This window comes from Streptomyces europaeiscabiei (assembly GCF_036346855.1).
Lineage (GTDB): Bacteria > Actinomycetota > Actinomycetes > Streptomycetales > Streptomycetaceae > Streptomyces > Streptomyces europaeiscabiei.
Genome location: NZ_CP107841.1, coordinates 6,042,779 through 6,069,090, shown reverse-complemented (window position 1 = coordinate 6,069,090; position 26,312 = coordinate 6,042,779). Strand labels below are relative to the sequence as shown.

Genomic DNA, 26,312 nt, shown 5'->3' with positions numbered 1-26,312 from the left:
CGCCGGCCTCTCAAGAACGCGAACCGCCGCTCCCTTGAACGCAAGAACACCCGCGCCCCCAGGTGAGAGGAGCGCGGGTGGTGACCTGCTGGATCAGTACTGCGGGTAGTCCTGGCCCTGGTAGCCCTGCTGGTTCTGGTTCGGGGGGTACTGGTTGCCCTGGGGGTACTGCTGGGCGTACGGCTGCTGTTGGGGCTGCTGGTAGCCGTAGTCCTGGTGGCCCTGCTGCTGGTGGCCCTGTTGCTGGTAGCCCTGGTTGCCGTAACCCTGGTTGTCGTAGCCCTGGTTGTCGTAGCCCTGGTTGGGGTCGTACGGCTGCTGCTGGGGGTCGGTCGGGGGGATGCGGCGGAGCTGGGTCGTCGCGTCGTCCATGACCGGGGCGGCCGGGGGCTGCTGGGACTGCTGGGGCTGGTTCTTCTTCGCCTTCCTCGCCTTGAGGAGTTCGACGATGATCGGCAGCACCGAGACGAAGACGATGAGGAGCAGCATCGCCTCGATGTTGGTCCTGACGAACTCGATCTTGCCGAGCCAGGAGCCGAGGAGGGTGACGCCCGCGCCCCAGAGGATGCCGCCGACGATGTTGAAGATGAGGAACGTGCGGTACCGCATGCCGCTGACGCCCGCGATGATCGGCGTGAACGTACGCACGATGGGCACGAAGCGGGCCAGGACCAGGGACTTCGGGCCGTGCTTCTCGAAGAACTCGTGGGCCTTGGTGACGTTCTCCTGCTTGAACAGGCGGGAGTCGGGCCGCTTGAACAGCGCGGGGCCGACCTTCTTGCCGAACATGTAGCCCACCTGGTCGCCCACGATCGCGGAGACGCAGATCAGGACGATGGCCGCCCAGAGCGGGAAGTCCAGCACATCGGTGGCGATCAGCATGCCCGCCGTGAAGAGCAGCGAGTCACCCGGCAGGAAGAAGCCGATGAGGAGGCCGGACTCGGCGAACACGATCAGGAGCAGGCCCCAGATACCGAACGAGTCGAGCAGATAGTCCGGATCCAACCAGCTCGGTCCGAGGGCGATCGTCGTCACGGTTCCGGGCTCCTGGGGGGTGAGAGAAAAGGAGTGCCTGTGGGTGAGGACCCACGACGGTGGGACCCATAGGGGTGACCAAAGCTATCAACGCACGGTCACCCCACTAGGTTCCACCGGCTCCCCCAGAGTGCCCTGTGGCCGCACTGAGACCAAGCTGTGTGGTCAGCCGTGGGGTCAGGGGCGCCGACGGGCCGCGTTCGCGTTGATCGCGTCCCGCAGGTGCTCGGCCAGACCGGGGCGCGTGGCGTCGTAGAACGCCTTGAAGCGCTCGTCGGAGACGTACATCTCACCGAGGCACCGGTGCATCTCGTACGGGCAGTCGTAGAACCAGGCGCCGATGTGCTGCCGGTGCTCCTCGGCCATGTCCATGGCCGCCTCGCCCGTCGGTTCCTCGCCGGCGGCCATCAGGGCGTCGTAGCGCGCGCCCCAGTCGGCCACCTCGTCCTGCATGCGCTTCCAGTCCTCCTTCGTGTACGTGGCCGCGCGGCGCTGCGACTCGGCGTACGCCTCCGTGCCGCCCCAGCGCTGTTCCGCCTCCTCGGCGTACTGCTCGGGGTCCTTGTCCCCGAAGACCTCGAACCGCTCCTCGGGGGTGAGGTTGATGCCCATCCTGCGTGCCTCCATGGCGTGCTCCACGGCCGCGGCCATCTTCTGCAGCTTCTCGATCCGGGCGGTCAGCAGCTCGTGCTGGCGGCGCAGGTGCGTCCGCGGGTCCGCTTCCGGATCGTCGAGCAGGGTCGCGACCTCGTCGAGGGGGAAGCCGAGCTCCCGGTAGAACAGGATCCGCTGGAGCCGGTCGAGGTCTCCGTCGCCGTAGCGGCGGTGGCCCGCGCCGGTGCGCTCGCTCGGTACGAGGAGGCCGATCCCGTCGTAGTGGTGCAGCGTGCGCACCGTGACTCCGGCGAAGCCGGCGACCTGTCCCACGGTGTAGCTCATGCTTCCGGTCCCTTCTCGGTACGGGTTCCAGGCTGGGGCCTCACGTCGGGTGAGGTGCAAGTCTTTGAACGCCTGAGGGGGTGGGGGGTCGGTGGATTGGCGGGTTCGGGTGCGTTGTGGCTGGTCGCGCAGTTCCCCGCGCCCCTGAAAAGCAGGGGCTGCGCCCCTTGCTCTCGGCCCGCGGGCGGCAAGCTCACCCGGTACACGTGAGGTGCGAGTCCCCCGTGGCGGACCTACCGTCGAAGACATGCCACTGCACCGATGGGACAGCGACGACCCGCAGGACGGCGGGCGCAACCGGAACGACGGGCACCGGCTCGCCGTGAACCCCTTCTACGGCCAGGCCAACCCGGTCGGCGGTATGACCGAGGCCCCGCCCAAGCACCGGCTCCCGGACGCTCCGCTGGCCCCCTCGACGGCCTATCAGGTCGTCCACGACGAACTCATGCTGGACGGCAACTCACGGCTCAACCTCGCCACCTTCGTCACCACCTGGATGGAGCCGGAGGCCGGGGTCCTGATGGGTGAGTGCCGGGACAAGAACATGATCGACAAGGACGAGTACCCGCGCACGGCCGAGCTGGAGCGGCGGTGTGTGTCGATGCTCGCCGACCTGTGGAACGCGCCCGATCCGAGCGCCGCCGTCGGCTGCTCGACCACCGGGTCCAGCGAGGCCTGCATGCTCGCCGGGATGGCCCTCAAGCGGCGGTGGGCGAAGCGGAACGCCGACCGGTACCCCTCGGGCGCCCGGCCCAACCTCGTCATGGGGGTCAACGTCCAGGTCTGCTGGGACAAGTTCTGCAACTTCTGGGAGGTCGAGGCCCGGCAGGTGCCCATGGAGGGCGACCGGTTCCATCTCGACCCGGCGGCGGCCGCGGCGCTGTGCGACGAGAACACCATCGGGGTCGTGGGCGTTCTCGGCTCCACCTTCGACGGGTCGTACGAACCGATCGCCGAGTTGTGCGCGGCGCTCGACGCCCTTCAGGAACGTACGGGTCTGGATGTGCCCGTCCATGTCGACGGCGCGTCCGGCGCGATGGTCGCGCCCTTCCTCGACGAGGAGCTGGTGTGGGACTTCCGGTTGCCTCGGGTGGCGTCCATCAACACCTCCGGGCACAAGTACGGGCTGGTGTATCCGGGGGTCGGCTGGGCGCTGTGGCGGTCCGCCGCGGAGCTGCCGGAGGAGCTCGTCTTCCGGGTGAACTACCTGGGCGGGGACATGCCCACGTTCGCGCTCAACTTCTCGCGGCCCGGGGCGCAGGTCGTCGCGCAGTACTACACGTTTCTGCGGCTCGGGCGTGAGGGGTACCGGGCGGTGCAGCAGTCGACGCGGGACGTGGCGACGGGGCTCGCGGAAGCGGTCGGGAAGTTCGGGGACTTCCGGCTGCTCACCCGGGGGGATGAGTTGCCGGTGTTCGCCTTCACGACGGATGAGGGGGTGACCGCGTACGACGTCTTCGACGTGGCCCGGCGGATGCGGGAGAGAGGGTGGCTGGTGCCGGCGTACACGTTCCCGGAGAACCGGGAGGATCTGTCCGTGCTCCGGGTGGTGTGCCGCAACGGGTTCACGTCCGATCTCGCGGGGCTGTTCCTGGAGGATCTCGGGAGTCTGCTGCCTGAACTCCGGCGGCAGTCCGGGCCGTTGATCCGGGAGAAGGGGACTGCCACAGGGTTCCACCACTAGCCGGTTTCTGACGGCTCTTGAAGCCGTTCGTGAGCGGTTACGGACGAGTCCCGTGAGGCGGCCGACGCCTCACGAGACACCTCACGAGACACCTCGCACGGCGCCGATCGGCGGGATGAGCTCCGACCGAGAGCCATCAGAAGCGCCCTAGGGGGTGGGTGCGGGTTGCGGGTGGGGCCGTTGTGGGTGGCTGCGGGCTGTGGGTGGCTGCGGGCTGTGGGTGGGTGCTCGCGCCGTTCCCCGAATCGCCCCTGAAAGGCGAGGGCGGGGTCAGTGGTCGTCGTCCGGATGCCGCTCCCCCGTCGCGTACGGGTTCTTCTGGCCCTCCGCCAGGACGCCGACGAACGGTTCGCCCTCGCCCGCGAAGGTGTAGGCGCCGGCGCGGATGCGGTTGATGAGGCCAAGGGTCCAGTCGGCGCCCGTGTCGGCGGAGTGGATCCAGTAGTTCATGATCTCGCCGATGTGGCCGAGCTGACCGGGGCCGTCCTCGGGCGTGTAGTACTCGGTGACGGACCTGCGCCACTTCTCGATGGACCGCACGCGTTCCTCCAGGAGTCCGAGCACCTCCTCCCGGCCGAGGTCGACCATGGTGCCGAGCGCGGCGGAGAGGATGTCCGGCTTCTGGTCGTAGGCGGTGAGGGACTCGCGCACCAGCCTGAGGTACTCCTCGGTGCCCTGCGGCGTGATCTCGTACTCGGTGCGGGGCGGTCCGCCGACGGTGGAGGGGGCGATCTCGTGCGCGAGCAGCAGTCCCTGTTTCGCCATCTGCTTCAGGGCGTGGTAGATCGAGCCGGGCTTGGCGTTGGACCACTCGTGCGCGCCCCAGTACTCCAGGTCGTTGCGCACCTGGTAGCCGTGGGCCCGCCCGTGCTGGCGCACGGCGCCGAGCACGAGAAGACGGATCGCTGACATGGGCCCAGGGTAGAACCACGAGGAGTCACCCCCAGCTCGTACCCTGCTCCTTCGCCACCAGCTCGAAGGCGGTGGCGCCGTCCAGCGACTCGCGGATGATGTCGGCGTGGCCCGCGTGCCGGGCGGTCTCGCGGATGAGGTGCAGGCACAGCCAGCGCATCGAGAGCCACTCGTCCTTCGGGTTCCAGGACGTCCTCGGCAGTTCGAAGGTGTCGTCGAGGCTGGGCACCGCGCGGATGAACTCCTCCGTGGCGGCGGCCACCTTCTCGTAGTACGCGAGCTGCGACTCCACGGTCTCGTCGCCCACGAGGGTGAAGCACTCGTGCCAGTTCGACTCGTCCCGGTGCACGGTCGGGGGCTCGCCCTTGGCCCGGGCGATCCATCCCTGCTCGACCTCGGCGACGTGCTTGAGCAGCCCGGCCAGGGAGAGTTCGCTGGCGCTCGGCCTGCTGGAGGCCTGCTCGTCGGTCAGTCCGAGCAGCGCGCGGCGGATGCCGCCGCGCTGCTCCGCCACGAAGGCCAGCAGCGCCCCTCGCTCGTCGCCCTTCGCCTCCGCGCTCACGTGCGTGACCATGACCGTCTGCCTTTCGCCGGACCGGGGGCCTCGGGAGAGCCCCTCTGACACCGACGAAGCTACGGGCCCTTGCGGTCAGGTTCTGTCCGCAAGGGCCCGTCGGAGAGGAAATGCGCGAAGCGGGGGGTCAGAACGGGAAGAAGCTCCGCTTGTGCTGGACTGAGATCCACTTCTGGGTGGTGAAGGCGTCCACCGTCGTCTCGCCGTTGAGGCGGCCGATGCCGGAGTGCTTCTCGCCGCCGAAGGGGACGAGGGGCTCGTCGTGGACGGTGCCGTCGTTGACGTGGAACATGCCGGTGTCGATCTGCTTGGCGAAGTTCACGCCCCGCTCGATGTCACCGGTGTGGACGGCGCCGCTGAGGCCGTACGGGGTGTCGTTGACGATACGGACGGCCTCCTCCTCGCCGTCGAAGGGGATGAGGAAGACCACGGGTCCGAAGACCTCCTGCTGGAGGAGGGCGGAGCCGGCGGGGACGTCGGTGAGGACGGACGGCTCGACCAGGTTGTCGGTCGTGGAGCCGTGGACCAGCGCCGTGGCGCCCTCGGCGAGGGCCTGCTCGACGACGGCCTTGAGGGAGTCCGCCTGGGAGGAGTTGATGACCGGGCCGATGACCGTCTGCGGGTCGCTCGGGTCGCCGACCTTCAGGGACTTCACCTTCGTCACGAACTTCTCGGTGAACTCGGCCTGGACCGAGCGGTCGACCAGGACCCGGTTGGCGGCCATGCAGACCTGGCCCTGGTGGACGTAGCGCGAGAAGACGGCCGCGTCGACGGCGTAGTCGACGTCGGCGTCGTCCAGGACCACCAGGGCGCTGTTGCCGCCCAGTTCGAGGATCGTGCGCTTGAAGTTCGCGGCGGCGACGGTGGCGACGTGGCGGCCGACCTTGTCGGAGCCGGTGAAGGAGATGACCTTGGGGATGGGGTGCTCGATGAAGGCGTCGCCTATCTCGGCGATGTCGGTGACGACGACGTTGAGCAGCCCGCCGGGCAGGCCGGCCTCCTCGAAGATCTTCGCGACCAGGGTGCCGCCGGTGATGGGGGTGTTCTGGTGCGGCTTCAGCACCACGCCGTTGCCGAGGGCGAGGGCCGGGGCGACCGACTTGATGGAGAGCAGGAAGGGGAAGTTGAAGGGGCTGATGACGCCCACGACACCGACCGGCACGCGGTAGAGGCGGTTCTCCTTGCCGTCGACCGGTGACGGAAGGATTCTGCCCTCGGGGCGCAGCGCCAACTGGATCGATTCGCGCAGGAACTCCTTGGCGAGGTGCAGTTCGAACCCGGCCTTGAGGTGGGTGCCGCCGAGTTCGGCGATGATCACCTCCGCGATCTCCTGCTCGCGCTCCTCGATGACCTTGAGGGCCTTCTCGAAGACCGCGCGACGCGCGTAGGCGTTGACCTGGGCCCATTCCTTCTGGGCCGCCTGGGCGGCCCGGTAGGCCTCGTCCACCTCGTCGACCGTGGCGATCGTGATCGACGCGAGCTTCGCGTCGTCGTACGGGTTGAAGTCGATGATGTCCCAGGAACCCGAGCCCGGGCGCCACTCGCCGCCGATGTACTGCTGGGCCAGGTCGGTGAAGTAGGACGACATGTGATCCTCAATCAGTCGGCATCGATCAAGATTGATCACTCGTCATCGTACTTGTGGGTAAAGGGAGTTGGAGAGCTACTCGGGAGACTCCGTGAAGACTCTCAGGGAGGCAGACAGGGAAGGCGGGGAGGCTCAGGAGAGCTGCAACAGCCCCCGCAGCAGGTCCCGGCTCTCGTCCGTGGACGGACTGTCGTCCTGGAGCTGCTTGATCGTCCGCTCGTACTGGGCGATGTCCTCGCGCTTGTCCAGATAGAGCGCGCTGCTGAGCTGTTCGAGATAGACGACGTCGGTGAGGTCGGACTCGGGGAAGCTCAGCACGGTGAAGGCGCCGCTCTCGCCGGCATGTCCGCCGAAACTGAACGGCATGACCTGGATCCGAACGTTCGGGCGCTCGGAGATCTCGATCAGATGCTGGAGCTGACCCCGCATCACTTCCCGGTCGCCGTACGGCCGGCGCAGCGCGGCCTCGTCGAGGACGCAGTGGAACTCCGGGGCGCTCTCGGCCACCAGGTACTTCTGGCGCTCCATGCGCAGGGCCACCCGCTTGTCGATCTCGGCCTCGCTCGCGCCCTTCATGCCCCGGGAGACGACCGCGTGGGCGTACGCCTCGGTCTGCAACAGGCCGTGCACGAACTGGACTTCGTAGCTGCGGATGAGATGGGCCGCGGCTTCGAGGCCGACGTAGGTGGGGAACCAGCTGGGCAGGACGTCCGAGTAGCTGTGCCACCAGCCGGCGACATTGGCTTCCTTCGCCAGGGAGAGCAGCGAGGTGCGCTCGGCCTCGTCGGTGACGCCGTAGAGGGTCAACAGGTCCTCCACGTCACGGGTCTTGAAGCTGACCCGGCCGAGTTCCATCCGACTGATCTTCGACTCGGAGGAGCGGATCGAGTACCCGGCCTTCTCCCGGGTGATCCCCTGCGACTCGCGCAACCGCCTGAGATGCGAGCCCAGCAGCATCCGCCTCACCACCGACCCGCTTGATTCACCGGCGCCCACGTTCGTCCAGCCTCCCCAACTTCTTCAAGGGCCGCAGTCTGCCACTAAACCACTCCGATCCGCACTCGCCCGGTTACAGAAATGGAAAGTCTTCAACGTCTGAGACGCACGGGACGGAGGGGAAGAGGGAGCAGAGTGACAGAAGAAATGTTGAGCAAGCGGTATGGGGAGGTCCATTTCGGGCGCGTGCACGTGCATCTGCCCTTGCATCTGCTGTACGCATCAGAAACCATGGTCTCGCGCCACCGCTGCATCGCAACGACCGCAGACACCCGGGAGTGCCTCGCATGGGGACGAATGGATCGACCATGCTCGAACCCTTACGGCAGGGGCTTCCGCCACTTGATCCCGCGACCGTGTCCAACGCGGCGTCCTGCGCTCTGCCGCCCCGCTACGAAGCGGTGCGCGAGGCACGGCAGTTCACCCGGGGCACCCTCGGCCAGTGGCGGTTGGACGACCGCTTCGACGACGTCTGTCTCGTGGTCTCGGAACTCGTCACCAACGCCCTGCGGCACGGCCTGCCCTCCGGCAACGGGCTGCGCCCGGCCCAGGACCCGCCCGTACGGCTGCACCTGATGCGCTGGACCGAGCGGCTGGTGTGCGCGGTGCGCGACCCCAGTCACGACAGCCCGGTCGCCGGCGATTCCGAGGACTTCTCGGCGGAGTCGGGGCGCGGACTGTTCCTGGTCGACTCGTTCGCGGACAGCTGGGGCTGGCATCCGCTGGGCGGCGCGCTCAGCGGCAAGGTGGTGTGGGCGCTGTTCCAGGTCCCGTCCCCGCAGGGTCTGCCCTCCGCCCACTGACGAACCGCGGCGCTTTTCGGCGCCGCGGTTCTACGCGTGTCACATCGTCGGGACCGCCGACTTCCCCGCCGCTGGGCGGGATTATCCGACCAGGTGGTCGAACTCTCCGTCCTTGATGCCCAGGAGCATCGCCTCGATCTCGGCGCGCGTGTAGACGAGCGCCGGGCCGTCGGGGAAGCGGGAGTTGCGCACCGCCACCTCACCGCCGGGCAGCCTCGCGAACTCCACGCAGTTGCCCTGCGAGTTGCTGTGCCGACTCTTCTGCCAGGCCACCGCGTGGAGCTGGGTCAGCTCCGTCGCGGCCATGCCGTTGTACACGTCATCCACGCCGTACACGTCGTGGTCCACAGGTCGCTCCCCGGGTGGTGCAGTGGTGCGCTTGATGCGCATGGGCACTGGTGTGGCCAGTGATGCCAGTGATGCAACGGTCAACTGCTCCGGATCATAGCTTTGTTCACGTGCTGACGCGCGAGCGGATGCACCTGCACATGCACGAGCAGATGCACGTGCACGAGGGGTGGTCCTGCGGTTACAGCACTGGAGAGACGCAAGACAGGGCGATCCTGTTCCATCGGCGGGTCCGGCGACTGCTGTCGTCCGATTCACGGCCCCATGTCCCTCCCTACGGGGGGCGGGTCCGCGCGGTTCAGGGGGTGGGGCCGGTCTTCGCAGGATGGCGGGAAACGAGTGCCCCCGGGGAGGCCGTGAAGCCTCCCCGGGGGCCGGGTGGGGGTGGTGGTCGGGCGGTGGTCGATCGTGGTTCGACGACGGCTCAGGGGGTGCTAGTCAGCGGGTGGAGTACGGCAGGAGGGCCATCTCGCGGGCGTTCTTGACGGCGCGGGCGAGCTGTCGTTGCTGCTGGGCGGTGACGCGGGTGACACGGCGGCTGCGGATCTTGCCGCGATCGGAGATGAAGCGCCGCAGCAGGTCGGTGTCCTTGTAGTCGATGTACGTGATCTTCGCCTGGTCCAGCGGGTTGGGGCGGGACTTGACGGGCTTGCGCTCCGGCTTGCGGGGCATGGTGGGTCAGACCTCCAGGAAGGTGTCGAAGGGGCGCGGCAGCCGTTCCCAGGCTGCGCGTCCGGCGGCGTACTCGGCGTCGGTGAGCAGGCAGGACTCCAGCAGCTGTTCGAGTCCGTCGCGGTCCAGGCCCGGGGAGGTGAAGACGAGATGCTGGCAGCGGTCACCGTGTTCCGGGTGCCAGTCGAGGGCGGCGGCGGCCCGGCGGACCGGGGGGACCAGGTCCCAGGCCGCGTCCGGGAGCGAGGCGAGCCAGGGGCCGACCGACTCCACGCACAGGGCGCCGCCGGCCGCGTCCCAGTGCAGCAGGGTGTCGGGGCGCTCGGCCAGCCAGAACCTGCCGCGGCTGCGGGCGGCCGCGCAGCAGAGGTCTTCCAGCGCCGCGTACAGCCGCTCGGGGTGGAAGGGGCGGTGGCGGCGCCAGACCAGGGTGGTGACACCGCATTCGTCGGCGTCGGTGGGGAGAAGGGCGCAGGCGGGATGCTGGGCGGCGGCGGCCGCGTCGACGTCGAAGCCGGCGAACGCTGCGGCGATCAGGGCCGGGGGGCGCCGTGGGGCGTGCCGTGAGCTGCCGAGTGCGGGTTCGTTGTGGCTGGTCGCGCCCTGCGGCGGAGCCGCATATCGATGCTGCCCCGCGCCCCTTTCAGGGCCTTCGGCCCCTTCAAGGGCGCCGATCGCGTCCACCTCCGTGAACCAGCCCGACCATGCGTCGGCCGCGCCCCCCGCGCTCTCGGACGCGCCGTCACCGATGGGCACCTTCCGTGCCGTCGGATGGAGTTGGGCCAGTAGCGCCCTGTCCTCCTCGTCGGCCTCGTCCGAATCGAGTACGGCCAGGACGGGGGCGTACTCCAGTTGGCGGGCGAAGGTGTCGGCGACGGTGCGCTGGTCGGTGGTGGCGGCGGCCAGGCCCCGGTCGGCGAGGTCGTCGCCGTCGCCGAGGCAGGGCAGGAGGAGGGCAGGGTCCACAGCCGTGATCACCGAGGTGAGGCGCAGGCCGCTCGCGGCGACCACCTCGGCCATCGCCTTCGGTTCGACCGAGTCCCAGAGTTCGACCACGGCCAGGCGGGTCAGCCCCGCGTCGGCCAGGCGCTCCAGTTCGGGGACGAGGTCCTCGCGGAGGGCGCAGCAGGCGCAGTCGTTGACGAGCGGGGTCTCACCGGTGGAGACGACGCCCGTGGCGTCCCGGACGGTCCGGACGACCTTGGCGTCCGGACCGTCCGCGGCGGTGGAGAGGTCGTGGTGCAGCGCGACGCTGCCCGGGACCCCGGCGAGCAGCGCCTCGACGGCGGCCCGCCGGGCGTCGGCGTGCAGCCCGCCGACGATCGCGACAGACAGCTGGGTCATGTCGGTCAGCCCCGCTTCTTCCCGGCGCCGTACCGCTTCTCGAATTTCTCCACGCGGCCCGCCGTGTCCAGCACGCGCGCGGTGCCCGTGTAGAAGGGGTGGCTCACGTTCGAGATCTCGACGTCGACCACGGGGTACGTGTTGCCGTCCTCCCACTCGATCGTCTTCCCGCTCGTCATCGTCGAGCGGGTGAGGAAGGTGTGGTTCGCGGCGCGGTCCCGGAAGACGACGGGCCCGTACGAGGGGTGGATGTCCTTCTTCATGTCGGTCAGCGCTCCTCTCGGAAGTCGACGTGGCGGCCGACCCTCGGGTCGAACTTGCGCAGCGTCAGCCGGTCCGGGTCGTTCCGGCGGTTCTTGCGGGTGACGTAGGTGTAACCGGTGCCGGCCGTGGACCGGAGTTTGACGACCGGGCGGAGTTCGTTGCGTGCCATGCTGGTACCTTACTGAAAATGACATCCATTTGCATCACTGGATCGAGAGAGGTGCATCACCCTTGTCCGCCCACTGCATGCTGACCGGCGCCCAGCCCGGTTTCGGCAACCGCATCTCGCACTCCCACCGGCGTACGTCCCGCCGCTTCGACCCGAACATCCAGTCCAAGCGGTACTGGCTGCCCAGCGAGAACCGTCATGTGCGGCTCCGGCTGAGCACCAAGGGGATCAAGACCGTGGACGTCATCGGCGTCGAGGCCGCGGTCGCGCGGATCCGTGCCCGGGGGGTGCGGGTCTGATGGCGAAGAAGAGCAAGATCGCGAAGAACGAGAAGCGGCAGGAGATCGTCGCGCGGTACGCCGTGCGACGGGCCGAGCTGAAGGAGATCATCCGACGGCCGTCCGCAACGGAGGCCGAACGCGAGGCCGCCCTGCGGGAACTGCGCGCACAGCCGCGCGACGCGAGCGCGACCCGTGTCCGCAACCGGGACCAGGTGGACGGGCGGCCCCGGGGGTACTTCCGGACGTTCGGGCTGTCCCGGGTGAGCCTGCGGGAACAGGCACACGCGGGGTTCCTGCCGGGGGTGCGCAAGTCGTCCTGGTAAGGGCAGAGGAGGCGGAGGGGGTGCGTGTCGGGGTTTGGTCGGTGCCTGGGCGGTGCGGATCTCGTCGGGGCCGGGGTAGCGCGGATCTCGTCGGGGCCGGGGGCATCGCGGATCTCGTCGGGTGCCCGGCCGCCGGTGGCTTGCGTGCCGGCCCGTCGCGGCTTGTGTCGGGTACTCGCCCGTCACGGATCTCGTCAGGTACCGGGGCGGCGCGGCCTCCGACGGGTACACGCCGTCACGGATCTCGTCAGGCACCGGGGCGGCGCGGCTTCCGACGGGCACCACGGGCATCGCGGAATTCGTCAGGTGCCGGGCCGTCGCGGCTTGTGTGCCGGGCCGTCGCGGCTTGTGTCGTCCTCGGGGTCCTCACAGTTCCCGGCCATCTGCCGCAGAGCCACTCCTGGTAGCTTGCCGCTGTCGCCGCGGCGACCGGATCCGGCCACAGCTTTGGGAGACCTCCAGTGACTACGGCGAGTACGGCGATGACGGCAAGGCCCGTGACCAGGGCTTCCTCCGCCCGCCCACGCATACGCGTCGCGGCCGCGGCGGCCGGGCTCGCGGCGGCGCTCGTGCTGACCGGGTGCAGCAGCGACGACGGCGGCTCCGACGCCAAGGAGTCGTCGGCCGCCCCGACCCCGACGGACAGCTCGGACAGCGGTGGCTCCGGGGACTCCTCCGGAGCCAAGACCGAGCTGCAGGGCAACTGGCTGGCCACGACCGACGGCAAGGCGGTCGCCCTGTTCGTCAACGGTGACGAGGTCGCCGTCTTCGTGAACACCTCGGTGTGCAGCGGCAAGGTCTCCGACGCGGCGAACATGCAGATGATCAGCCTCAAGTGCCAGGACGGCAGCGACGAGCGCACCGAGGGCATGGTGGACAAGGTCAGCTCCAAGTCCCTCACGATCACGTGGGAGGGCGGCGTCGGCGAGGAGACGTTCCAGAAGGCCGCGGGGTCACTGCCGTCCGGGCTGCCGACGGACCTGCCCACGGCGAGCGCCGGGTCGTAGAGCAGGGCTTGGATCGGGTCGCGGATCGGGGCGCGGATCGGGTCGCGATCAGGTTGAGGATCCGGTCCTGATCAGGTTGAGGATCCGGTCTACGACGAGCCGTGGATCGTAGATCATGTGTCGGACGGGCCGCGGAACCTCCGGGTTTCGTGGCCCGTTCGCACTTTCACACCGTCATCGGCTGTGCTGTGACAGCCACGAACTCCACCGGGAACTCCATGCGCACCGCTCCGACCGCCATCGCCGCCGCCCTCCTCGCGGCCCTCACGCTGACCGCCTGTGGCGGGGGTGACGGAAGTGACGGAGGTGACGGGGGCGGTGACGGCAAGACCGGCGCCGCCACCGCCGACAGCGGCAAGGGGGGCGCCTGCACGGCCGCGCAGGCCGGCTTCGAGGTCGGGCCCAGCAGCGCCGCCCCGGCCGCCGGTGACGAGGGTGCCGTGCCGGTCACCGTCACCAACAAGGGCAAAGCCGCCTGCACGCTGAAGGGCCTCGCCGGGGTCGACCTGTTCGCCGGCGACAGGTCCTGGGCGCTCCAGCCGCAGGAGGGCGCGTCCGAGGACACCGAGGCGACGCTGGAGGCCGGTCAGTCGATGACCTTCACCATCGCGTACGTGCGCGGGGTCGCCGGTGACACGGAGAAGAGCGCCGCCGTGGACCAGCTGAAGCTCACCCTGCCCGGAGACAGCAAGGTCAGCAGCTTCAAGTGGCCGGACCCCGAGGTCGCCGTCAAGTCCGAGAGCACGCTGGAGGCGACGGTGGGGCCGTTCCTGCCGGCGGGCGACTGAGCCGCCGCGTCCGGGTCATGACGGCAGCCGGGGCCGCGCCTTGACCTGGGCGCGGTCGGCTGCCTCCGCCCCCTGCTGCCAGCCGGCCAGGTCGCTGACGCCCCGGACGCGGGTGGTGACCGTGTCCGGGAACATGCGGGTGAACTGCTCGCGGACGGCGACGCCGCGGGCGGCGAGGACGGGCAGGAGGTCCTGTTCCGGGGCGCCCGCCCCGTGCGGACCCGCGCCTTCGGCCTCCGCCTCGGCGACCTGGGCCTCGGCGACCTCGGCCAGCCGGTCCCCTATCCGGTGGGCGTAGGCGGCCAGGAAGGACTGTCGGAAGGTCTTGGTCCGCTTGCGGCCGCCCCTGCGCTGGGCGGCCTCCGCCTTCGTCATCGCCGTGGTGGCCTGGACGAGGAGCGAGGTGTGGAGCAGTTCGACGACCTCCAGGTCTGCCTCGAACCCGACGACCGTGGAGAACCCGAGGTCGTCGTTCCAGACGGTCTCGCAGCGGTTGGCCCGCGCCACGGCGTCGAGGAGCACCGCCTTGGCCGTCTCGTAGGGCGGCTCGACGCCGATCCGGCAGGCGCCGGGCGTGTTCTTGCTGTGCGCGCGGGCCGCCAGCAGTGCCTCGTCGATGCTGTGCCGCGCCATCAGCTCCTGCGCCTTCGCACTGAGGGCCTCCGCCTCCTCCGGGAAGCCCGTCGCCTCCGCCTTGGCGAGGAGCGCGCGGATACGGCCGAGCATGCGGGATTCGGGGTGGGGCGAGTTCTTGGCGTCGCCGGCCGCCCGCGGGTGGTCCAGCGGTTCGAGGGTGGGCAGGCGCAGGAGGAGGCGGTACAGCTCCAGGGCCGTGGTGGCGTACGAGAAGCGGTCCGTGCGGGTGGGGTGTGCGGCGAGTTCCCCGACCTCGTCGAGCTGGGCGGTCCAGCGCGGGCCGCGTGGTGACTGCCGGTTCCCCTCCGTCGCCCTCTGCTCCTGCTCCCGCTCGTGCTCCTCGACGATGAGCACCGCGAGGAGACGGACGTGCTCGTCCTCCAGCTCGCGCCGCACGAACCGTACGACGTCGGCGGGCTGCCAGCCGCGCCGCCAGGCCCCGGCGACGAACTCCCGTCCGCGCCGGGCGAGTTCCGCGTCGGCCGCCGGGTCGGCGGCGAGCAGGGAGGCCCCGGTGTCCAGGGCGGCGTCGGTGTCGGCGTAGAGGGCCGCTTCGAAGGCGCGGTCCACCGTGCTGGTCGTACTCACGTGTTCGATCGTGTCATGAGGCGCGGTCGTGTCATGAGTCGCAGGGAGGTAGGGCCGGCCATACCCCCGGGACACCCTCCAGTGGTCGTGTGCGGGCGGCGCGCGGACGGTTCGCTTGGGGCATGACCACGACAGCGGTAGCAGAGGCGGGAAAGACGGAGGTCGCGGCCGTACGCGTACGGGGCCTGCGGCGGTCGTACGGGGAGGTCGTCGCCCTCGACGGGGTGGACCTCGACTTCGGGGCCGGGACCTTCACGGCGGTGATGGGGCCGTCGGGGTCGGGGAAGTCGACGCTGTTGCAGTGTGCGGCGGGGCTGGACCGGCCGTCGGACGGGACAGTGCGGGTCGACGGGGTGGAACTGGCCGGGCTGGGCGAGCGGCGGCTGACGCTGCTGCGCCGGGAACGGATCGGATTCGTGTTCCAGGCCTTCAACCTCCTCCCCTCTCTCACCGCCGCGCAGAACGTCGCCCTTCCGCTGCGGCTCGCCGGGCGGCGGCCCTCGCGCGGAGCGGTGCGCGAGGCCCTGGCCCGGGTGGGGCTGGCCGAGCGGGCCGGACACCGGCCGGCCCAGCTGTCCGGCGGGCAGCAGCAGCGGGTCGCCCTGGCCCGGGCCCTGATCACCCGCCCGGCGGTCCTCTTCGGCGACGAGCCGACCGGGGCGCTCGACACCACGACCAGCCGTGACGTGCTCTGCCTGCTACGGGAGTTGGTGGACCGGGAGGGCCAGACCACGGTCATGGTCACGCACGATCCGGTGGCCGCGTCGTACGCGGACCGGGTGGTGTTCCTGGTCGACGGGCGGGTGAGCGGGGAGTTGGTCCGGCCGTCGGTGGAGGGCGTGGCGGCGCGTATGGCCGGGTTGGAGCGGGCGGCTGGAACGGCCGGTGCTCCCGGTGCTCCCGGTTCTGCCGGTACTGCCGGTACTGCCGGTACTGCCGGTACTGCCGGTACTGCCGGTACTGCCGGTACTGCCGGTACTGCCGGTACTGCCGGTACTGCCGGCAGCGGGATCGTCGGGGGTGTGACGTGCTGACCTTGTCGTCGTTGCGTACGCGGTGGGCGGCGCTGATCGGGTCGTTCGTCGCGGTGGCGCTGGGGGTCGGGGTGATGACCGCCATGGGGCTCGGGCTCGCGGCGACACTCGACCCGCCCGCGCGTACGCCGGAGCGTTTCGGCGACTCCCCCGTCGTGGTCGCGGGCCTGGACAGGCTGACGGTCGAGGTGCGGCGGGGGCCGGGGACGGCCCGGGTGTCGCAGAAGCTGGCGGATCCACACCCTGTGGACGAACGACTGCTCGCGGAGTTGCGCGCGCTGGGGCCGGTGACGACGGACGCGGCGGGCCGGGGCCCGGCCGGGCCGGACGCGGTCGGGGTGGAGGCGGCCGTCGCCGACGTACGGGCGGTGGTCGGGGATCGGGCGCGGGTGCTGACGGGTGACGCGCGGCGGCAGGTGGATCCGTCGTACGGGCGGGACGCGGAGGCGCTGGTCGCGGTGAACTCGCTGCTGGGGACGGCGGGCGGGGTCACCACCTTCGTGTCGGTGTTCGTGACGGCGTCGACGTTCGCCTTCGTGGTGGCCCTGCGCAGGCGGGAGTTCGGGCTGTTGCGGATGGCGGGCGCGACACCGGGTCAGGTACGGCGGCTGCTGCTCGGGGAGGCTTTGGCGGTCGGGGTCGTGGCGTCCGGTGCCGGGTGTGCGCTGGGGGCGTGGGGGGCGCCTGTGCTGGTACGGGAGTTGGTGAACGGCGGGATCGCGCCGACGTGGTTCGCGGTGCCGGGTGCGGTGGTGTGGCCGTACCACGTGGCCTTCTGGACGGGGGTGTCGGTGGCGCTCGCCGGGGCCTGGGTGGCCGCGCGGCGGGCCGGGCGGATCGGGCCCGTGGAGGCGTTGCGGGAGGCGTCCGTGGACACGGGGGTGCTGCCGCTGTCGCGCCGGGTGATCGGTTCCGCTCTGCTGGCGGCTGGACTGGGGCTGCTGGCCTGGAAGTTGGGGACCGACCCCGCCGGACTGCTGAAGCGGAAGACGTACACCACCCAGCCGATGCTGCTGATCACGGCGGCGGCCGCGCTCGCACCGCTGCTCGTCCGGCCGGTCGTACGGCTGGTGGGGGCGGGGGTTCCCGGGGCCGCCGGGCTGCTGATCAGGGAGAACGCGGCCACGTCGGTGCGCCGTACCGCCGCCGTCGCCGCGCCCGTGCTGGTGACCGTCGCGCTGGCCGGCTCCCTGCTGGGGGCCGCGGGGACGGTCGCGGAGGCGAAGGGGGCGGAGGCGCACACACGGACTCGGGCGGACTTCGTGGTCACGAGCGAGTCGGATGCGGCGGGTGAGACAAGTACGGGTGAGGGCTTGCGGATCGATGGCGGGAAGGTCGCCGGGGCGACCGTGGCCGAGTCGGCTTCCACCGCTGTGTATGTGGTGGAGGAGGGGAGCGCGCTGGTGCGGTCCGAGGCACGGGCGGTGACGGATGTGGCCGCCTTCGCGGCGGTGTCGCGGCTGCCGGTGGTCGCCGGTGACGTGCGTGATCTCGACGACCGGTCGATCGTCGTGAACGAGGAGTGGGAGCGGCACGAGGTGGGGCAGAGCGTGCGCGTGTGGCTCGGCGACGGGCGTCCCGTACGGCTGCGGATCGTGGCGGTGCTCGCGCAGGGCACCGGGGACAACGGGGCGTACGTGACGGCCGCGAACGCCGGCGGGGCGACCGTGGACCGGGTCGAGGTGCGGGTGGGGAGCGGGGTGGACCGGGAGGGGGTCGCGGCGGTGCTGGAGAGGGCGGCGGACGGGGCGGCGGGGGCCGGTGGGACGGTGCGGTCGGCCGAGGAGTGGCTCGCGGCGAACCGTCCCGGCACCAAGGCGCACACCCGGCTCGGGTTTCTCGTGGTGCTGGGTATCGCGCTCGTGTACGCGGGGATCTCGCTGGCCGGGACGTTGCTGATGGCCACGTCGGCGCGGGGTGCGGAGCTGCGGTCGCTGCGACTGGCCGGGGCCACTCGGGGCCAGGTGCGGGTGGTTGTGGTGGGTGAGGCGCTGGTCGCGGTCCTGGTGGGAGTGGTGCTGGGAATGGCGGTCACCGCGGTGAACCTGGCGGGGGTGGTGGGTGCGTTGGGGTCGTTGGCGGCGCCGGTGGGGGTGATGGTGCCGTGGGAGGTCGTGGGGGCGTGTGTGGGGGTGTGCGGGGTCGTGGCCGTGGTCGCCGCCGGCGGGGCGCTGGGGCGGCGCTGAGATGAGGTGGGCGCCTTCCGGGCGCGCGGGTGGGGAGCGGGTGCGCGGGCGGAGACCGGGTATGCGGGCGAGAGCGGATGCGCCGGACTGGGGGCGGAGCGCAGTACGGGGGCGGAGCGCAGTACGGGGGCGGGTGCGTTCCGGCCGGAGCCTGACTCCCCGCCCGTGCTCGTGGGATGCTCGCCACGCCGACAGCGGTTCTCCCACCAGGCCAGAAAGGGCGGTCGCATGCCGATCCGGGGTGTGCTCTTCGATGTGGACGACACACTGTTCGACTACTCGACTTCGGAGGAGGTCGGCGTGCTCGCCCACCTGCGGGCGCAAGGGCTGCTCGACCAATTCCCCGGCCCCGCCGCGGCACTCTCGTTCTGGCGGACGATCATGGAGGTGCAGTACGGGCGCTTCCTCAGCGGCGAACTCACCTTCGCCGAGCAGCGGCTCGAACGCACCCGCCGCTTCCTTTCCGACGCGGGACGGGACACCTCCGCCATGTCGGACGCCGAGGCCTCCGCCTGGTTCGCCGCATACGAGGCTCACCGCAACGCGGCCTGGGCGGCGTTCCCCGACGCCGAGCCCGTTCTCGAACGGCTCGCGGCCGACTACCGCCTCGGCATCGTCTCCAACTCGTCCGCCGACCACCAGCGCCACAAGCTCCACGCCATCGGACTGCTGCCCTACTTCGACATCGACAAGGTCCTCGTCTGCTCCGACCAGCACGGCGCGGCGAAGCCCGCGCCGAGCATCTTCCTCGCGGGCTGCGCGTCCCTCGGCCTCCCTCCGCACGAAGTGGCGTACGTCGGGGACAAGTACACACTCGACGCCCTCGGGTCCCGTGACGCGGGACTGCACGCGTACTGGCTCGACCGTGCGAAGACCGGCACCGGCGGCGCCACCGACGACGGCATACGCGTCATCACCACGCTCGACGAACTCCCGGACGCCCTCGTCCGTTGACAGGGTGTCCGGGCCGATCCGGGGATCCAGGGGTGCGTGCCAGGGGCCGCCGCCGCACGTCCGATCCGTGAAACTCGGTCGCCCTGCCCCGCCCGAACCGCCAAGCATGGCGCCATGGTTGACGCATCTCTCTACGCGGCGTTCCTGGTCGCGGCCTTCGCCCTGTGTGTCACGCCGGGGCCAGACATGATGTTCATCGTGGCCGTCGGGGGGCGGGGTGGGCCCGTGGTCGGGGTGATGGCGGCGGCGGGGGTGGCGAGCGCGATGCTCGTGCACACCGTGGCGGCGACGTTGGGTCTCTCGGCATTGTTCGAGGCGTTGCCGGTGCTCTACTACGTTCTACGGTGGCTGGGGGCGGCGTATCTGCTGTACCTCGCGGTGAAGGCGTTCCGGGACCGGTCGGTGCCGGGGGACGAAGGCACGGGCCCCGGGTTCGCGGCGGACGGCCGTGGGGGCACCGGGCTGCGGCGGGCGTTCTGGCAGGGCGCGGTCACCAATCTCCTCAACCCAAAGGTGATCCTCTTCAACGTGGCGTTCCTGCCACAGTTCGTCGCCCCCTCTCTCGGACACGTACCCGGCCAGCTCCTGCTGCTCGGCTGCACCATCGTCGTCATGGGCTTCCTGTGGGACGGCTCGGTCGCGCTCGTCGCCGGTCGTCTCACCCAGGTCCTGCGCCGCAGCCGTCGGGTGGCGCGGGGGCTCAACATTTTCACCGGGACGGTGTTCGCGGGGCTGGCGGTGCGGTTGGCGACCTCGCCGAGGTGAGGGAAGCCGCGGGCGCACAGCAGCTGTCAACCCAAGGTTGACACCAAGAGGGTGTCAACCTAAGGTTGACACATGACGACGAACCCGCGAGTCACCGCGTCCATCCGTCTCGACGAACTCATCGACGCCATCAAGAAGGTCCACCCCGAACCGCTCGACCAGCTCCAGGACGCGGTGATCGCCGCGGACCACCTCGGCGAAGTGGCCGACCATCTGATCGGCCACTTCGTGGACCAGGCCCGGCGTTCGGGCGCGTCCTGGACGGAGATCGGCAGGAGCATGGGGGTGACACGGCAGGCGGCACAGAAGCGGTTCGTGCCGAAGGGCGAGAACGACCTCGACGCCAGTCAGGGGTTCAGCCGCTTCACCCCGCGCGCCCGCAACGTGGTCACGGCCGCGCACAACGAGGGCAAGGCCGCCGGTGCCGTCGAGGGGCTGCCCGCCCACCTCGCCCTCGGCCTCCTCGCCGAGCCGGAGGGGCTCGGCGCCAAGGCGCTCGTCGCCCAGGGCGTCTCCCCCGAGGCCGTACGGGAAGCCGCCGCCGCCGTCCTCCCGCCGGCCTCCGCCGAGGTCCCCGAGCTGATCCCCTACGGCCCCGACGCCAAGAAGGTCCTCGAACTCACCTTCCGCGAGGCCCTCCGCCTCGGCCACAACTACATCGGCACGGAACACATCCTGCTCGCGCTGCTGGAGTTCGAGAACGGGGAAGGGGTGCTGAGCGGGCTGGGTGCGACCAAGGAGGCCACGGAGGCGGACGTGGCGAAGGCCCTGCAGTCGATCGTGCAGGGGCAGGAGGAAGAGTAGGGGCCACCCTGCCTCCGCTCCGACGGCCATTGTCAGACCCCCCTGCCACACTCGCACCCATGACCGACCGGTGGGCGCTCGCGACGACCGAGGACGGTGGCGTGGAGGTCGCCCCCCTCGGGGTGGACGGCGTGCTCGCGGGGCCGGTGGTGTGGGAGGCGGATCTCGGGGAGGCGGTGCGGCGGCGGGGGCCGGAGGTGGGGCGGTGGGTGTGGCGGGCCACCGGGGAGGTGTATCCGCGGCTGCTCGCGACGGGGGTGCGAGTGGAGCGGTGTTATGACATCGAGGACGCCGAGAGCCTGCTCCTCGGGCATGAGGGGCGGCTCGGGGAGCCGCGTTCCGCGGCGGCCGCGCTCGCCCGGCTCCGTCACGGTCCCGTCCCGCCGGATCCGCCCCTGCGGTCGGCCGACCCCGGCGCCCAGCCGTCCCTCTTCGAGCCCCGCCCCGTCCACGTCCCCCTCACCGACCTCGTCGAGGTGTACGCGGACCAGCAGCGACGGCACGACGCCACCGCGCACCCGGACCGGATGCGGCTGCTGACCGCCGTCGAGTCGGCCGGGATGCTCGTCGCCGCCGAGATGAACCGGGCGGGGCTGCCGTGGCGGGCCGATGTGCACCGGGAGGTGCTGCGCGAGCTGCTCGGCGAGCGGTACGCGGGCGGAGGCGAACCGCGTCGGCTCGCCGAACTCGCCGAGGAGGTGTCGAACGCCTTCGGGCGGCGCGTGCGGCCCGATCTGCCCGCCGATGTCGTCAAAGCCTTCGGGCAGGCCGGGATCCGCATCCGCTCCACCCGTCGCTGGGAGATCGAGGCCCTCGATCACCCTGCCGTGAAGCCCCTCCTCGAATACAAGCGGCTGTATCGGATCTGGGTCGCCCACGGGTGGTCCTGGCTGCAGGACTGGGTCCGGGACGGGCGGTTCCGGCCCGAGTTCCTCGCGCACGGCACCGTCACCGGGCGGTGGGTCACCAACGGCGGGGGCGCGCTCCAGATCCCCAAGGTGATCCGCCGCGCCTGCGTCGCCGACCCCGGCTGGCGGCTCGTCGTCGCCGACGCCGACCAGATGGAACCCAGGGTGCTGGCCGCCATCTCCCGCGACCCCGGCCTCATGGAGGTCGCGGGCCGCGCCACCGACCTCTACCAGTCCGTCTCCGACCGCGCCTTCTCCGGCGACCGCGCGCAGGCCAAGCTCGCCGTGCTGGGTGCCGTTTACGGGCAGACGTCCGGGGACGGGCTCAAGAATCTCGCCGCACTGCGCCGACGGTTCCCGCGCGCCGTGCAGTACGTCGACGACGCGGCCCGCGCGGGCGAGGAGGGCCGGCTCGTACGGACCTGGCTCGGGCGTACGTGTCCACCGGCGGTCGGCGCCTCCGACGCGGCGGCCGAGGAGGCGGGTATCCCCCAGGCCGACCCCGACCTCGAATCCCCGGAACAGGGGCAGGGGCAGGGGAGCGAGTGGGTGCCCGGGTACGCCTCCACCAACTCCCGTGCCCGCGGGCGGTTCGCCCGCAACTTCGTCGTCCAGGGCAGTGCCGCCGACTGGACCCTGCTCCTCCTCGCCGCCCTCCGGCGCGCCCTCGACGGCATGGCTGCCGAGCTGGTCTTCTTCCAGCACGACGAGGTGATCGTGCACTGTCCGCAGGAGGAGGCGGAGGCGGTCGTGGCGGCGATCCGGGAGGCGTCCGAGCTGTCGGGGCGGCTGACGTTCGGGCAGACGCCGGTGCGGTTTCCGTTCACCACGGCGGTGGTGGAGTGCTATGCCGATGCGAAATGAGCGCCGCTCGTTCCAGGGCGCGAGGGGGGTCGGGGGCCGGCCCTCGCGCGGTGCTCCGCCTCTCCCTGACAGTCGCGGTCCCTGTCGAGCGCGGGGACTACGGGGCGCGGTCCTTCAGTAATTCCCTCAGTTCCACCGCCACCGTCGAGTCCGTGTCGTCCAGGACCGTCTGGGCGCGCTCCCACTCGCGGTACGCCTCCTCGACGCGGCCCTGATCCCGCAGGAGCAGCCCGCGCTGGTGCCGGGCGAGGCCGACGGCGTACTGGTCGGCGCGGCGTTCGGCGAGGTCGAGGAGGAGGGCGCACTCGTGGGACGCGCGGTCCGGCCGGCCCAGCTCGCGCAGGGCCCGTACCAGGCCGAGCCGGGACTTGGACTCCCCCTGCCAGTCCTCGTCGTCGCCGAGGATGCGCAGACTCTGCTCGAAGTTGCGTACGGCGGCGGCCGGTTCGCCGAGTCTGAGGTGGGCGTAGCCGATGTTGCAGTGCGCGGTGTGCCGTACGACGAGACTGTCGGCCATCTCGCCCAGTGCCAGGCTCCGTTCGTGGTGGGCGATGGCGGCCCGCGCGTCGGTGTGCTTGTACAGGTTGCCGAGGTGGCTGAAGGTCACCGCCTCGCCGTACGGGTCACCGAGTTGCCGGGACAGTTCCAGGCTCTCCCGGAGTGTCTCCTCGCTCTCCTCGTACCGGCCGAGGCTCTCCAGTACGAGCCCCCGGTTGTTCAGGCACCGCCGTACGCACGACACGACCCCGAGGCGCCGCCACAGTGTCAGGCCCTCGTCGTTGAGGGCGAGCGCCTCCGAGGCCCGGCCGGACATGAAGTGCAGCCCGGCCCGGTCGGTCAACGCGAACGCCTCGGCCTCGTCGTCTCCGAGCGATCTCGCCACGTCCAGGGCGAACCGCCCGAGGACGTCCAGCTCCGCGAGCCGGCCACCTCGGTGCAGGTAGGGGAAGAGGTGGCGGACGAGGGCGGGGACGAGTGCTGCCACCGCGGCCCCGCTGTCCCGCCTGCCGCCGTCGACACCGCCGTCGGACCCGCCGCCGCCGTGCTCTCGGGAGCAGCGTTCCACCAGGGCGACGATGTTGGGGAGTTCGCGGTCGCCCCAGACGAACGCCTCCTCGGCGGAGGTGAAGGGCGGCTCCATCGGTTGCGGCTCCGCCGTGGACGCCGTCGTACGGAGGCGTTCGTCGCGCTCGTAACCCGGTGGGAGCATCACCAGCAGGCTCTGGCGTGCGCGACCGGCGTACCAGCGGAGGGCCTGTTCGACGGCCCCGGTGGTGTCGGCCGTGTCCGTCGCGTCGGCGAGTTCGCGGGCGAAGTGGCGTACGAGGTCGTGGGGGACGTACCGGCCGTACGTCGTCTCGTCGAGGAGAGCCACGTCGACGAGGCGGTCGAGGGCGCTCTCGGCGCGGAACTCGTCGGTGCCGCCGAGGCGGGCGAGGAGGGGTGCGCCGTACGTGGGCAGGTCGAGGGCGCCGATACGGCTGAGGGCGTGGGCGGCGTCGCGGTCGGCCTCGCGGTCGGAGGCGTGCAGGGCCTCGTGGGCGACGGCGAGGGAGCGGCGGACACTCAGGTCGTCGTATTCGAGGTGCTGCAACCGTCCTTCCGTGGCCGCCAGTTGACCGGCCAGCGCGTCCGGGGTGAGTGCGCGGCGGGCGGCGAGGCGGGCCGCGACGACGCGGAGGGCGAGCGGGAGGCGGCCGGTGAGTTCGACGAGGGGGTGCGCGGCGTCCAGGCCTGCCGCGCGGCCCGACGCGGCACGCAGCAGGGCCGCGCTCTCGTCGTCCGACAGCGGGGCAAGCGGGAAGCGGTGGGCGCCGTCCAGTGCGGTGAGCGGCGACCGGCTCGTCACGATGACCGCACAGCCGGCGCCGGCCGGGAGCAGGGGGCGTACCTGGGCGGCGTGCGCGGCGTCGTCCAGCACCATCAGGGTGCGGGTCGGGGCGAGCGTCGAGCGGAGCAGCGCGGCCGCGGCGTCCGGGTGTTCGGGGATGCGGCGCGGGGCGGTGCCGAGGTCCCGGAGCAGCGCGGCGAGGGCCTGGGCGGGGGTGAGCGGGGTCATGCCCGGGGTGGCGCCGTGGAGGTTGATGTACAGCTGGCCGTCGGGGAAGTGTTCGGCGAGTTCGTGGGCGAGGTGGAGGGCGAGGGCGCTCTTGCCCACGCCGGCCATGCCGCTGATGACCGCTGTGACGGTCCCCTTGGGAGGGGCCGGGCACCCATGTGCGCGGGAGGGGCTGTGGGTCGGCGGGTGCGGGTCCGTCGTGGTCGTGCGTCGCGTCCACGCGGCGGCAGCCGCGGAATCGTTGCCGCCCCGCACCCCTGAGGAGGCGCTGATGCTCGGGTCGAGTGCACGGCGAAGCTCGCCCAGCACCTCTCCCCTGCCCGTGAAATGAGCCGGCGGAAGCGGTAGTTGGGCCGGGCGGGGCGGGAGCTCGTCGAGGGGAGGGTCGGCCGGGGTCGCCAGGGGCTCGGGGTCGTGCTCGTGCTCGTGCTCGTGCTCGTGCAGGATCTCCACGTGGGCGTCGCGTACGGCGGGGCCCGGTTCCACCCCGAGTTCGTCGAGGAGGCGGGCGCGGAGGTCCCGGTGGACGGCCAGGGCCTCGGCCTGGCGGCCCGTGCGGTGGAGGACGAGCATGAGGAGCCGGTGGAAGGCCTCGCGGAGGGGGTGCTCGGCGACGAGGGCGGTCAGTTCGGGGGCGAGGGCGCCGAGCGCGTGCGCTCCGGTGGCCTCCTCGCGCGCCGTGTCGGCCGCGAGGTGGAGTTCGGCTTCGTACCGTCGCTCCAGGAGCAACAGCCGGGCCTCCTCCAGGCGTTGGACGAAGGCCTGGGCGCGGAACTCCTCGACCGGCAGGCCGCCGAGCGGTGTCCCCCGCCAGAGGGCGAGTGCGGCGGCGGACTCACGCACCGTCCGGGTCCAGTCCCGCCCGGCGTGCGCGGTGCGGGCGGCGCGGGCGTGGGCCTCGAAGACGCGGACGTCCAGCTCGCCGTCGTCGACCCGCAGCAGATAGCCCGGCGGGATCGCGCGCAGCCGCTCGGGGTCGTCCAACAGCCTGCGCAGGCGGGTCACATGGTTGTGCAGGGAAGCCTGTGCGGACGGCGGTGGCGTGGCGTCCCAGAGCACGTCCTTGAGGGTGTCGACGGAGACGACCCGCCCGGGTTCGAGCAGCAGCGCGACGAACAGGGCCCGCATCTTGCCGCTGCCGACGGACCTCACGCCGCCGCCGGAGACAGCACGGGAAACGCTGCCGGAGACACCACGGGAAACACCGGTGGAGACATCGCCGGAGCCGGTGCCCGAACGGCCGGCGTCACCGTCGGCGGCACCACGTGCACGGCCGTCACCGGAACCCCCGGTGTCCCCGGCATCCCCGGCCTCGTACAGAACCGGCGGACCGAGCAGTCCGAACCGCAGCCCGTCCCGCATAGAACCCGACCGCTGCCTTCCCGCGCCGTCGTTCCGGGCCCGCCCCGCGGCGACCTGCCGCCGCCTCCCGTACGGCTCCCCGTGGAACCGTTGGGCTCATGTTAGCGATCCGTTGGCGGGACCTGATGTGATCACTTCATCGGATCCGGCGACGACGGCGCACGCGTGGTACGCGTAGCTCGGGGGAGTGACGCCGCCGCTGCCGGATCCGGGAACCGCACAAAGCGCTGTGCCCCGGTCGGTGGAGGTGAACGACCGGGGCACTCGTGTGTCGCGGGACGGTCAGCATCCGCGGCCGGGCAGGCCGACTCGGCCACCGAACGGCCGAATCAGTTGCCGGACCGGCCTGTTGGGCTTGGACCTGCCCGTTTGTGCCCGGCGGGCCCAGAGGATCGTTGGGCCTAGAGGATCGACGGACCCGGAGG

The 26,312-nt window shown here is 71.3% G+C and carries 25 protein-coding genes; 12 read left to right on the top strand and 13 right to left on the bottom strand.

Annotated features, from left to right (window positions below):
* Positions 1–93 precede the first annotated feature (93 nt).
* Positions 94–1,035, bottom strand: a complete 942-nt coding sequence (locus OG858_RS26545; protein WP_319065499.1) for a DedA family protein — start codon at positions 1,033–1,035, stop codon at positions 94–96.
* A 177-nt stretch (positions 1,036–1,212) separates the two neighbouring features.
* Entirely contained in the window at positions 1,213–1,974 is a 762-nt protein-coding gene (locus OG858_RS26540; RefSeq protein ID WP_086753336.1) for a MerR family transcriptional regulator, read from the bottom strand.
* Positions 1,975–2,221: 247 nt separating this feature from the next.
* Here OG858_RS26540 and OG858_RS26535 point away from each other — a divergent pair, with 247 nt between their 5' ends.
* Positions 2,222–3,658: a glutamate decarboxylase gene (locus OG858_RS26535; protein ID WP_327748530.1), complete on the top strand. Its 1,437-nt coding sequence runs from the start codon at positions 2,222–2,224 to the stop codon at positions 3,656–3,658.
* A gap of 270 nt (positions 3,659–3,928) precedes the next feature.
* On the opposite strand, the gene OG858_RS26530 is transcribed toward OG858_RS26535, so the two are convergent.
* The 4 genes from OG858_RS26530 to OG858_RS26515 all read right to left on the bottom strand — a co-directional run bounded on the left by OG858_RS26530 (position 3,929) and on the right by OG858_RS26515 (position 7,689).
* Complete coding sequence (locus OG858_RS26530) at positions 3,929–4,570, bottom strand: PadR family transcriptional regulator (RefSeq protein WP_086748933.1); 642 nt, start codon at positions 4,568–4,570, stop codon at positions 3,929–3,931.
* Between the two features lie 25 nt (positions 4,571–4,595).
* Positions 4,596–5,144, bottom strand: coding sequence for a DinB family protein (locus OG858_RS26525; protein WP_086748932.1), 549 nt, complete (start codon positions 5,142–5,144; stop codon positions 4,596–4,598).
* A gap of 127 nt (positions 5,145–5,271) precedes the next feature.
* Positions 5,272–6,732, bottom strand: a complete 1,461-nt coding sequence (locus OG858_RS26520) for an aldehyde dehydrogenase family protein (RefSeq protein ID WP_037702484.1) — start codon at positions 6,730–6,732, stop codon at positions 5,272–5,274.
* Between the two features lie 132 nt (positions 6,733–6,864).
* Positions 6,865–7,689, bottom strand: a complete 825-nt coding sequence (locus tag OG858_RS26515; RefSeq protein ID WP_086748931.1) for a helix-turn-helix domain-containing protein — start codon at positions 7,687–7,689, stop codon at positions 6,865–6,867.
* Between the two features lie 347 nt (positions 7,690–8,036).
* Here OG858_RS26515 and OG858_RS26510 point away from each other — a divergent pair, with 347 nt between their 5' ends.
* A complete protein-coding gene (locus OG858_RS26510; protein WP_086748930.1) occupies positions 8,037–8,531 on the top strand; it encodes an ATP-binding protein in 495 nt (164 codons plus the stop codon).
* Positions 8,532–8,612: 81 nt separating this feature from the next.
* Here OG858_RS26510 and OG858_RS26505 read toward each other — a convergent pair whose 3' ends face one another.
* The 5 genes from OG858_RS26505 to rpmG form a co-directional block, all read right to left on the bottom strand.
* Positions 8,613–8,879 carry a DUF397 domain-containing protein gene (locus OG858_RS26505; RefSeq protein WP_005475842.1) on the bottom strand — a complete coding sequence of 89 codons (267 nt, stop codon included), beginning with the start codon at positions 8,877–8,879 and terminating at the stop codon, positions 8,613–8,615.
* A 438-nt stretch (positions 8,880–9,317) separates the two neighbouring features.
* On the bottom strand, positions 9,318–9,551 hold the full coding sequence (rpsR, locus tag OG858_RS26500) for a 30S ribosomal protein S18 (RefSeq protein WP_086754642.1): 234 nt from the start codon (positions 9,549–9,551) through the stop codon (positions 9,318–9,320).
* Between the two features lie 6 nt (positions 9,552–9,557).
* Positions 9,558–10,895 carry a CobW family GTP-binding protein gene (locus OG858_RS26495; RefSeq protein ID WP_327748531.1) on the bottom strand — a complete coding sequence of 446 codons (1,338 nt, stop codon included), beginning with the start codon at positions 10,893–10,895 and terminating at the stop codon, positions 9,558–9,560.
* Positions 10,896–10,900: 5 nt separating this feature from the next.
* Positions 10,901–11,158 (bottom strand): type B 50S ribosomal protein L31, encoded by a 258-nt coding sequence (locus OG858_RS26490; protein WP_046705934.1) that lies wholly within the window; start codon positions 11,156–11,158, stop codon positions 10,901–10,903.
* 5 nt (positions 11,159–11,163) lie between these two features.
* Positions 11,164–11,328 carry a 50S ribosomal protein L33 gene (gene rpmG / locus OG858_RS26485; RefSeq protein ID WP_037702495.1) on the bottom strand — a complete coding sequence of 55 codons (165 nt, stop codon included), beginning with the start codon at positions 11,326–11,328 and terminating at the stop codon, positions 11,164–11,166.
* A 62-nt stretch (positions 11,329–11,390) separates the two neighbouring features.
* On the opposite strand from rpmG, the gene rpmB reads away from it, so the two are divergent.
* The 4 genes from rpmB to OG858_RS26465 all read left to right on the top strand — a co-directional run bounded on the left by rpmB (position 11,391) and on the right by OG858_RS26465 (position 13,727).
* Entirely contained in the window at positions 11,391–11,627 is a 237-nt protein-coding gene (gene rpmB, locus OG858_RS26480; RefSeq protein ID WP_037702498.1) for a 50S ribosomal protein L28, read from the top strand.
* Entirely contained in the window at positions 11,627–11,932 is a 306-nt protein-coding gene (gene rpsN, locus OG858_RS26475) for a 30S ribosomal protein S14 (RefSeq protein ID WP_319065502.1), read from the top strand. Before rpmB ends, rpsN begins: the two co-directional genes overlap by 1 nt.
* A 482-nt stretch (positions 11,933–12,414) precedes the next feature.
* The gene (locus OG858_RS26470) at positions 12,415–12,939 is read left to right on the top strand and encodes a hypothetical protein (protein WP_086750936.1); all 525 of its coding nucleotides are present in this window, start codon (positions 12,415–12,417) and stop codon (positions 12,937–12,939) included.
* Positions 12,940–13,127: 188 nt separating this feature from the next.
* Positions 13,128–13,727, top strand: coding sequence for a DUF4232 domain-containing protein (locus OG858_RS26465; protein WP_256960781.1), 600 nt, complete (start codon positions 13,128–13,130; stop codon positions 13,725–13,727).
* A 15-nt stretch (positions 13,728–13,742) separates the two neighbouring features.
* Here the strand turns inward: OG858_RS26465 and OG858_RS26460 are convergent, their stop codons facing one another.
* The gene (locus tag OG858_RS26460) at positions 13,743–14,951 is read right to left on the bottom strand and encodes a DUF2786 domain-containing protein (protein ID WP_319320860.1); all 1,209 of its coding nucleotides are present in this window, start codon (positions 14,949–14,951) and stop codon (positions 13,743–13,745) included.
* Positions 14,952–15,073: 122 nt separating this feature from the next.
* Between OG858_RS26460 and OG858_RS26455 the strand changes: the two genes are divergently transcribed.
* The 6 genes from OG858_RS26455 (at position 15,074) to OG858_RS26430 (ending at position 22,466) form a co-directional block, all read left to right on the top strand.
* Positions 15,074–15,985 carry an ABC transporter ATP-binding protein gene (locus OG858_RS26455; protein ID WP_328544349.1) on the top strand — a complete coding sequence of 304 codons (912 nt, stop codon included), beginning with the start codon at positions 15,074–15,076 and terminating at the stop codon, positions 15,983–15,985.
* Positions 15,979–18,171 carry an ABC transporter permease gene (locus tag OG858_RS26450; RefSeq protein ID WP_328544350.1) on the top strand — a complete coding sequence of 731 codons (2,193 nt, stop codon included), beginning with the start codon at positions 15,979–15,981 and terminating at the stop codon, positions 18,169–18,171. The genes OG858_RS26455 and OG858_RS26450 overlap by 7 nt, the downstream gene beginning before the upstream one ends.
* Positions 18,172–18,399: 228 nt before the next feature.
* Positions 18,400–19,125 (top strand): HAD family hydrolase, encoded by a 726-nt coding sequence (locus OG858_RS26445; protein WP_086754383.1) that lies wholly within the window; start codon positions 18,400–18,402, stop codon positions 19,123–19,125.
* Positions 19,126–19,239: 114 nt separating this feature from the next.
* A complete protein-coding gene (locus OG858_RS26440) occupies positions 19,240–19,890 on the top strand; it encodes a LysE family translocator (protein WP_327744769.1) in 651 nt (216 codons plus the stop codon).
* A 72-nt stretch (positions 19,891–19,962) separates the two neighbouring features.
* A complete protein-coding gene (locus OG858_RS26435) occupies positions 19,963–20,694 on the top strand; it encodes a Clp protease N-terminal domain-containing protein (protein WP_319262580.1) in 732 nt (243 codons plus the stop codon).
* Between the two features lie 59 nt (positions 20,695–20,753).
* Positions 20,754–22,466, top strand: a complete 1,713-nt coding sequence (locus OG858_RS26430) for a bifunctional 3'-5' exonuclease/DNA polymerase (RefSeq protein ID WP_319065508.1) — start codon at positions 20,754–20,756, stop codon at positions 22,464–22,466.
* Between the two features lie 97 nt (positions 22,467–22,563).
* On the opposite strand, the gene OG858_RS26425 is transcribed toward OG858_RS26430, so the two are convergent.
* Entirely contained in the window at positions 22,564–25,887 is a 3,324-nt protein-coding gene (locus tag OG858_RS26425) for an AfsR/SARP family transcriptional regulator (protein ID WP_328544351.1), read from the bottom strand.
* Between the last annotated feature and the right edge of the window lie 425 nt (positions 25,888–26,312).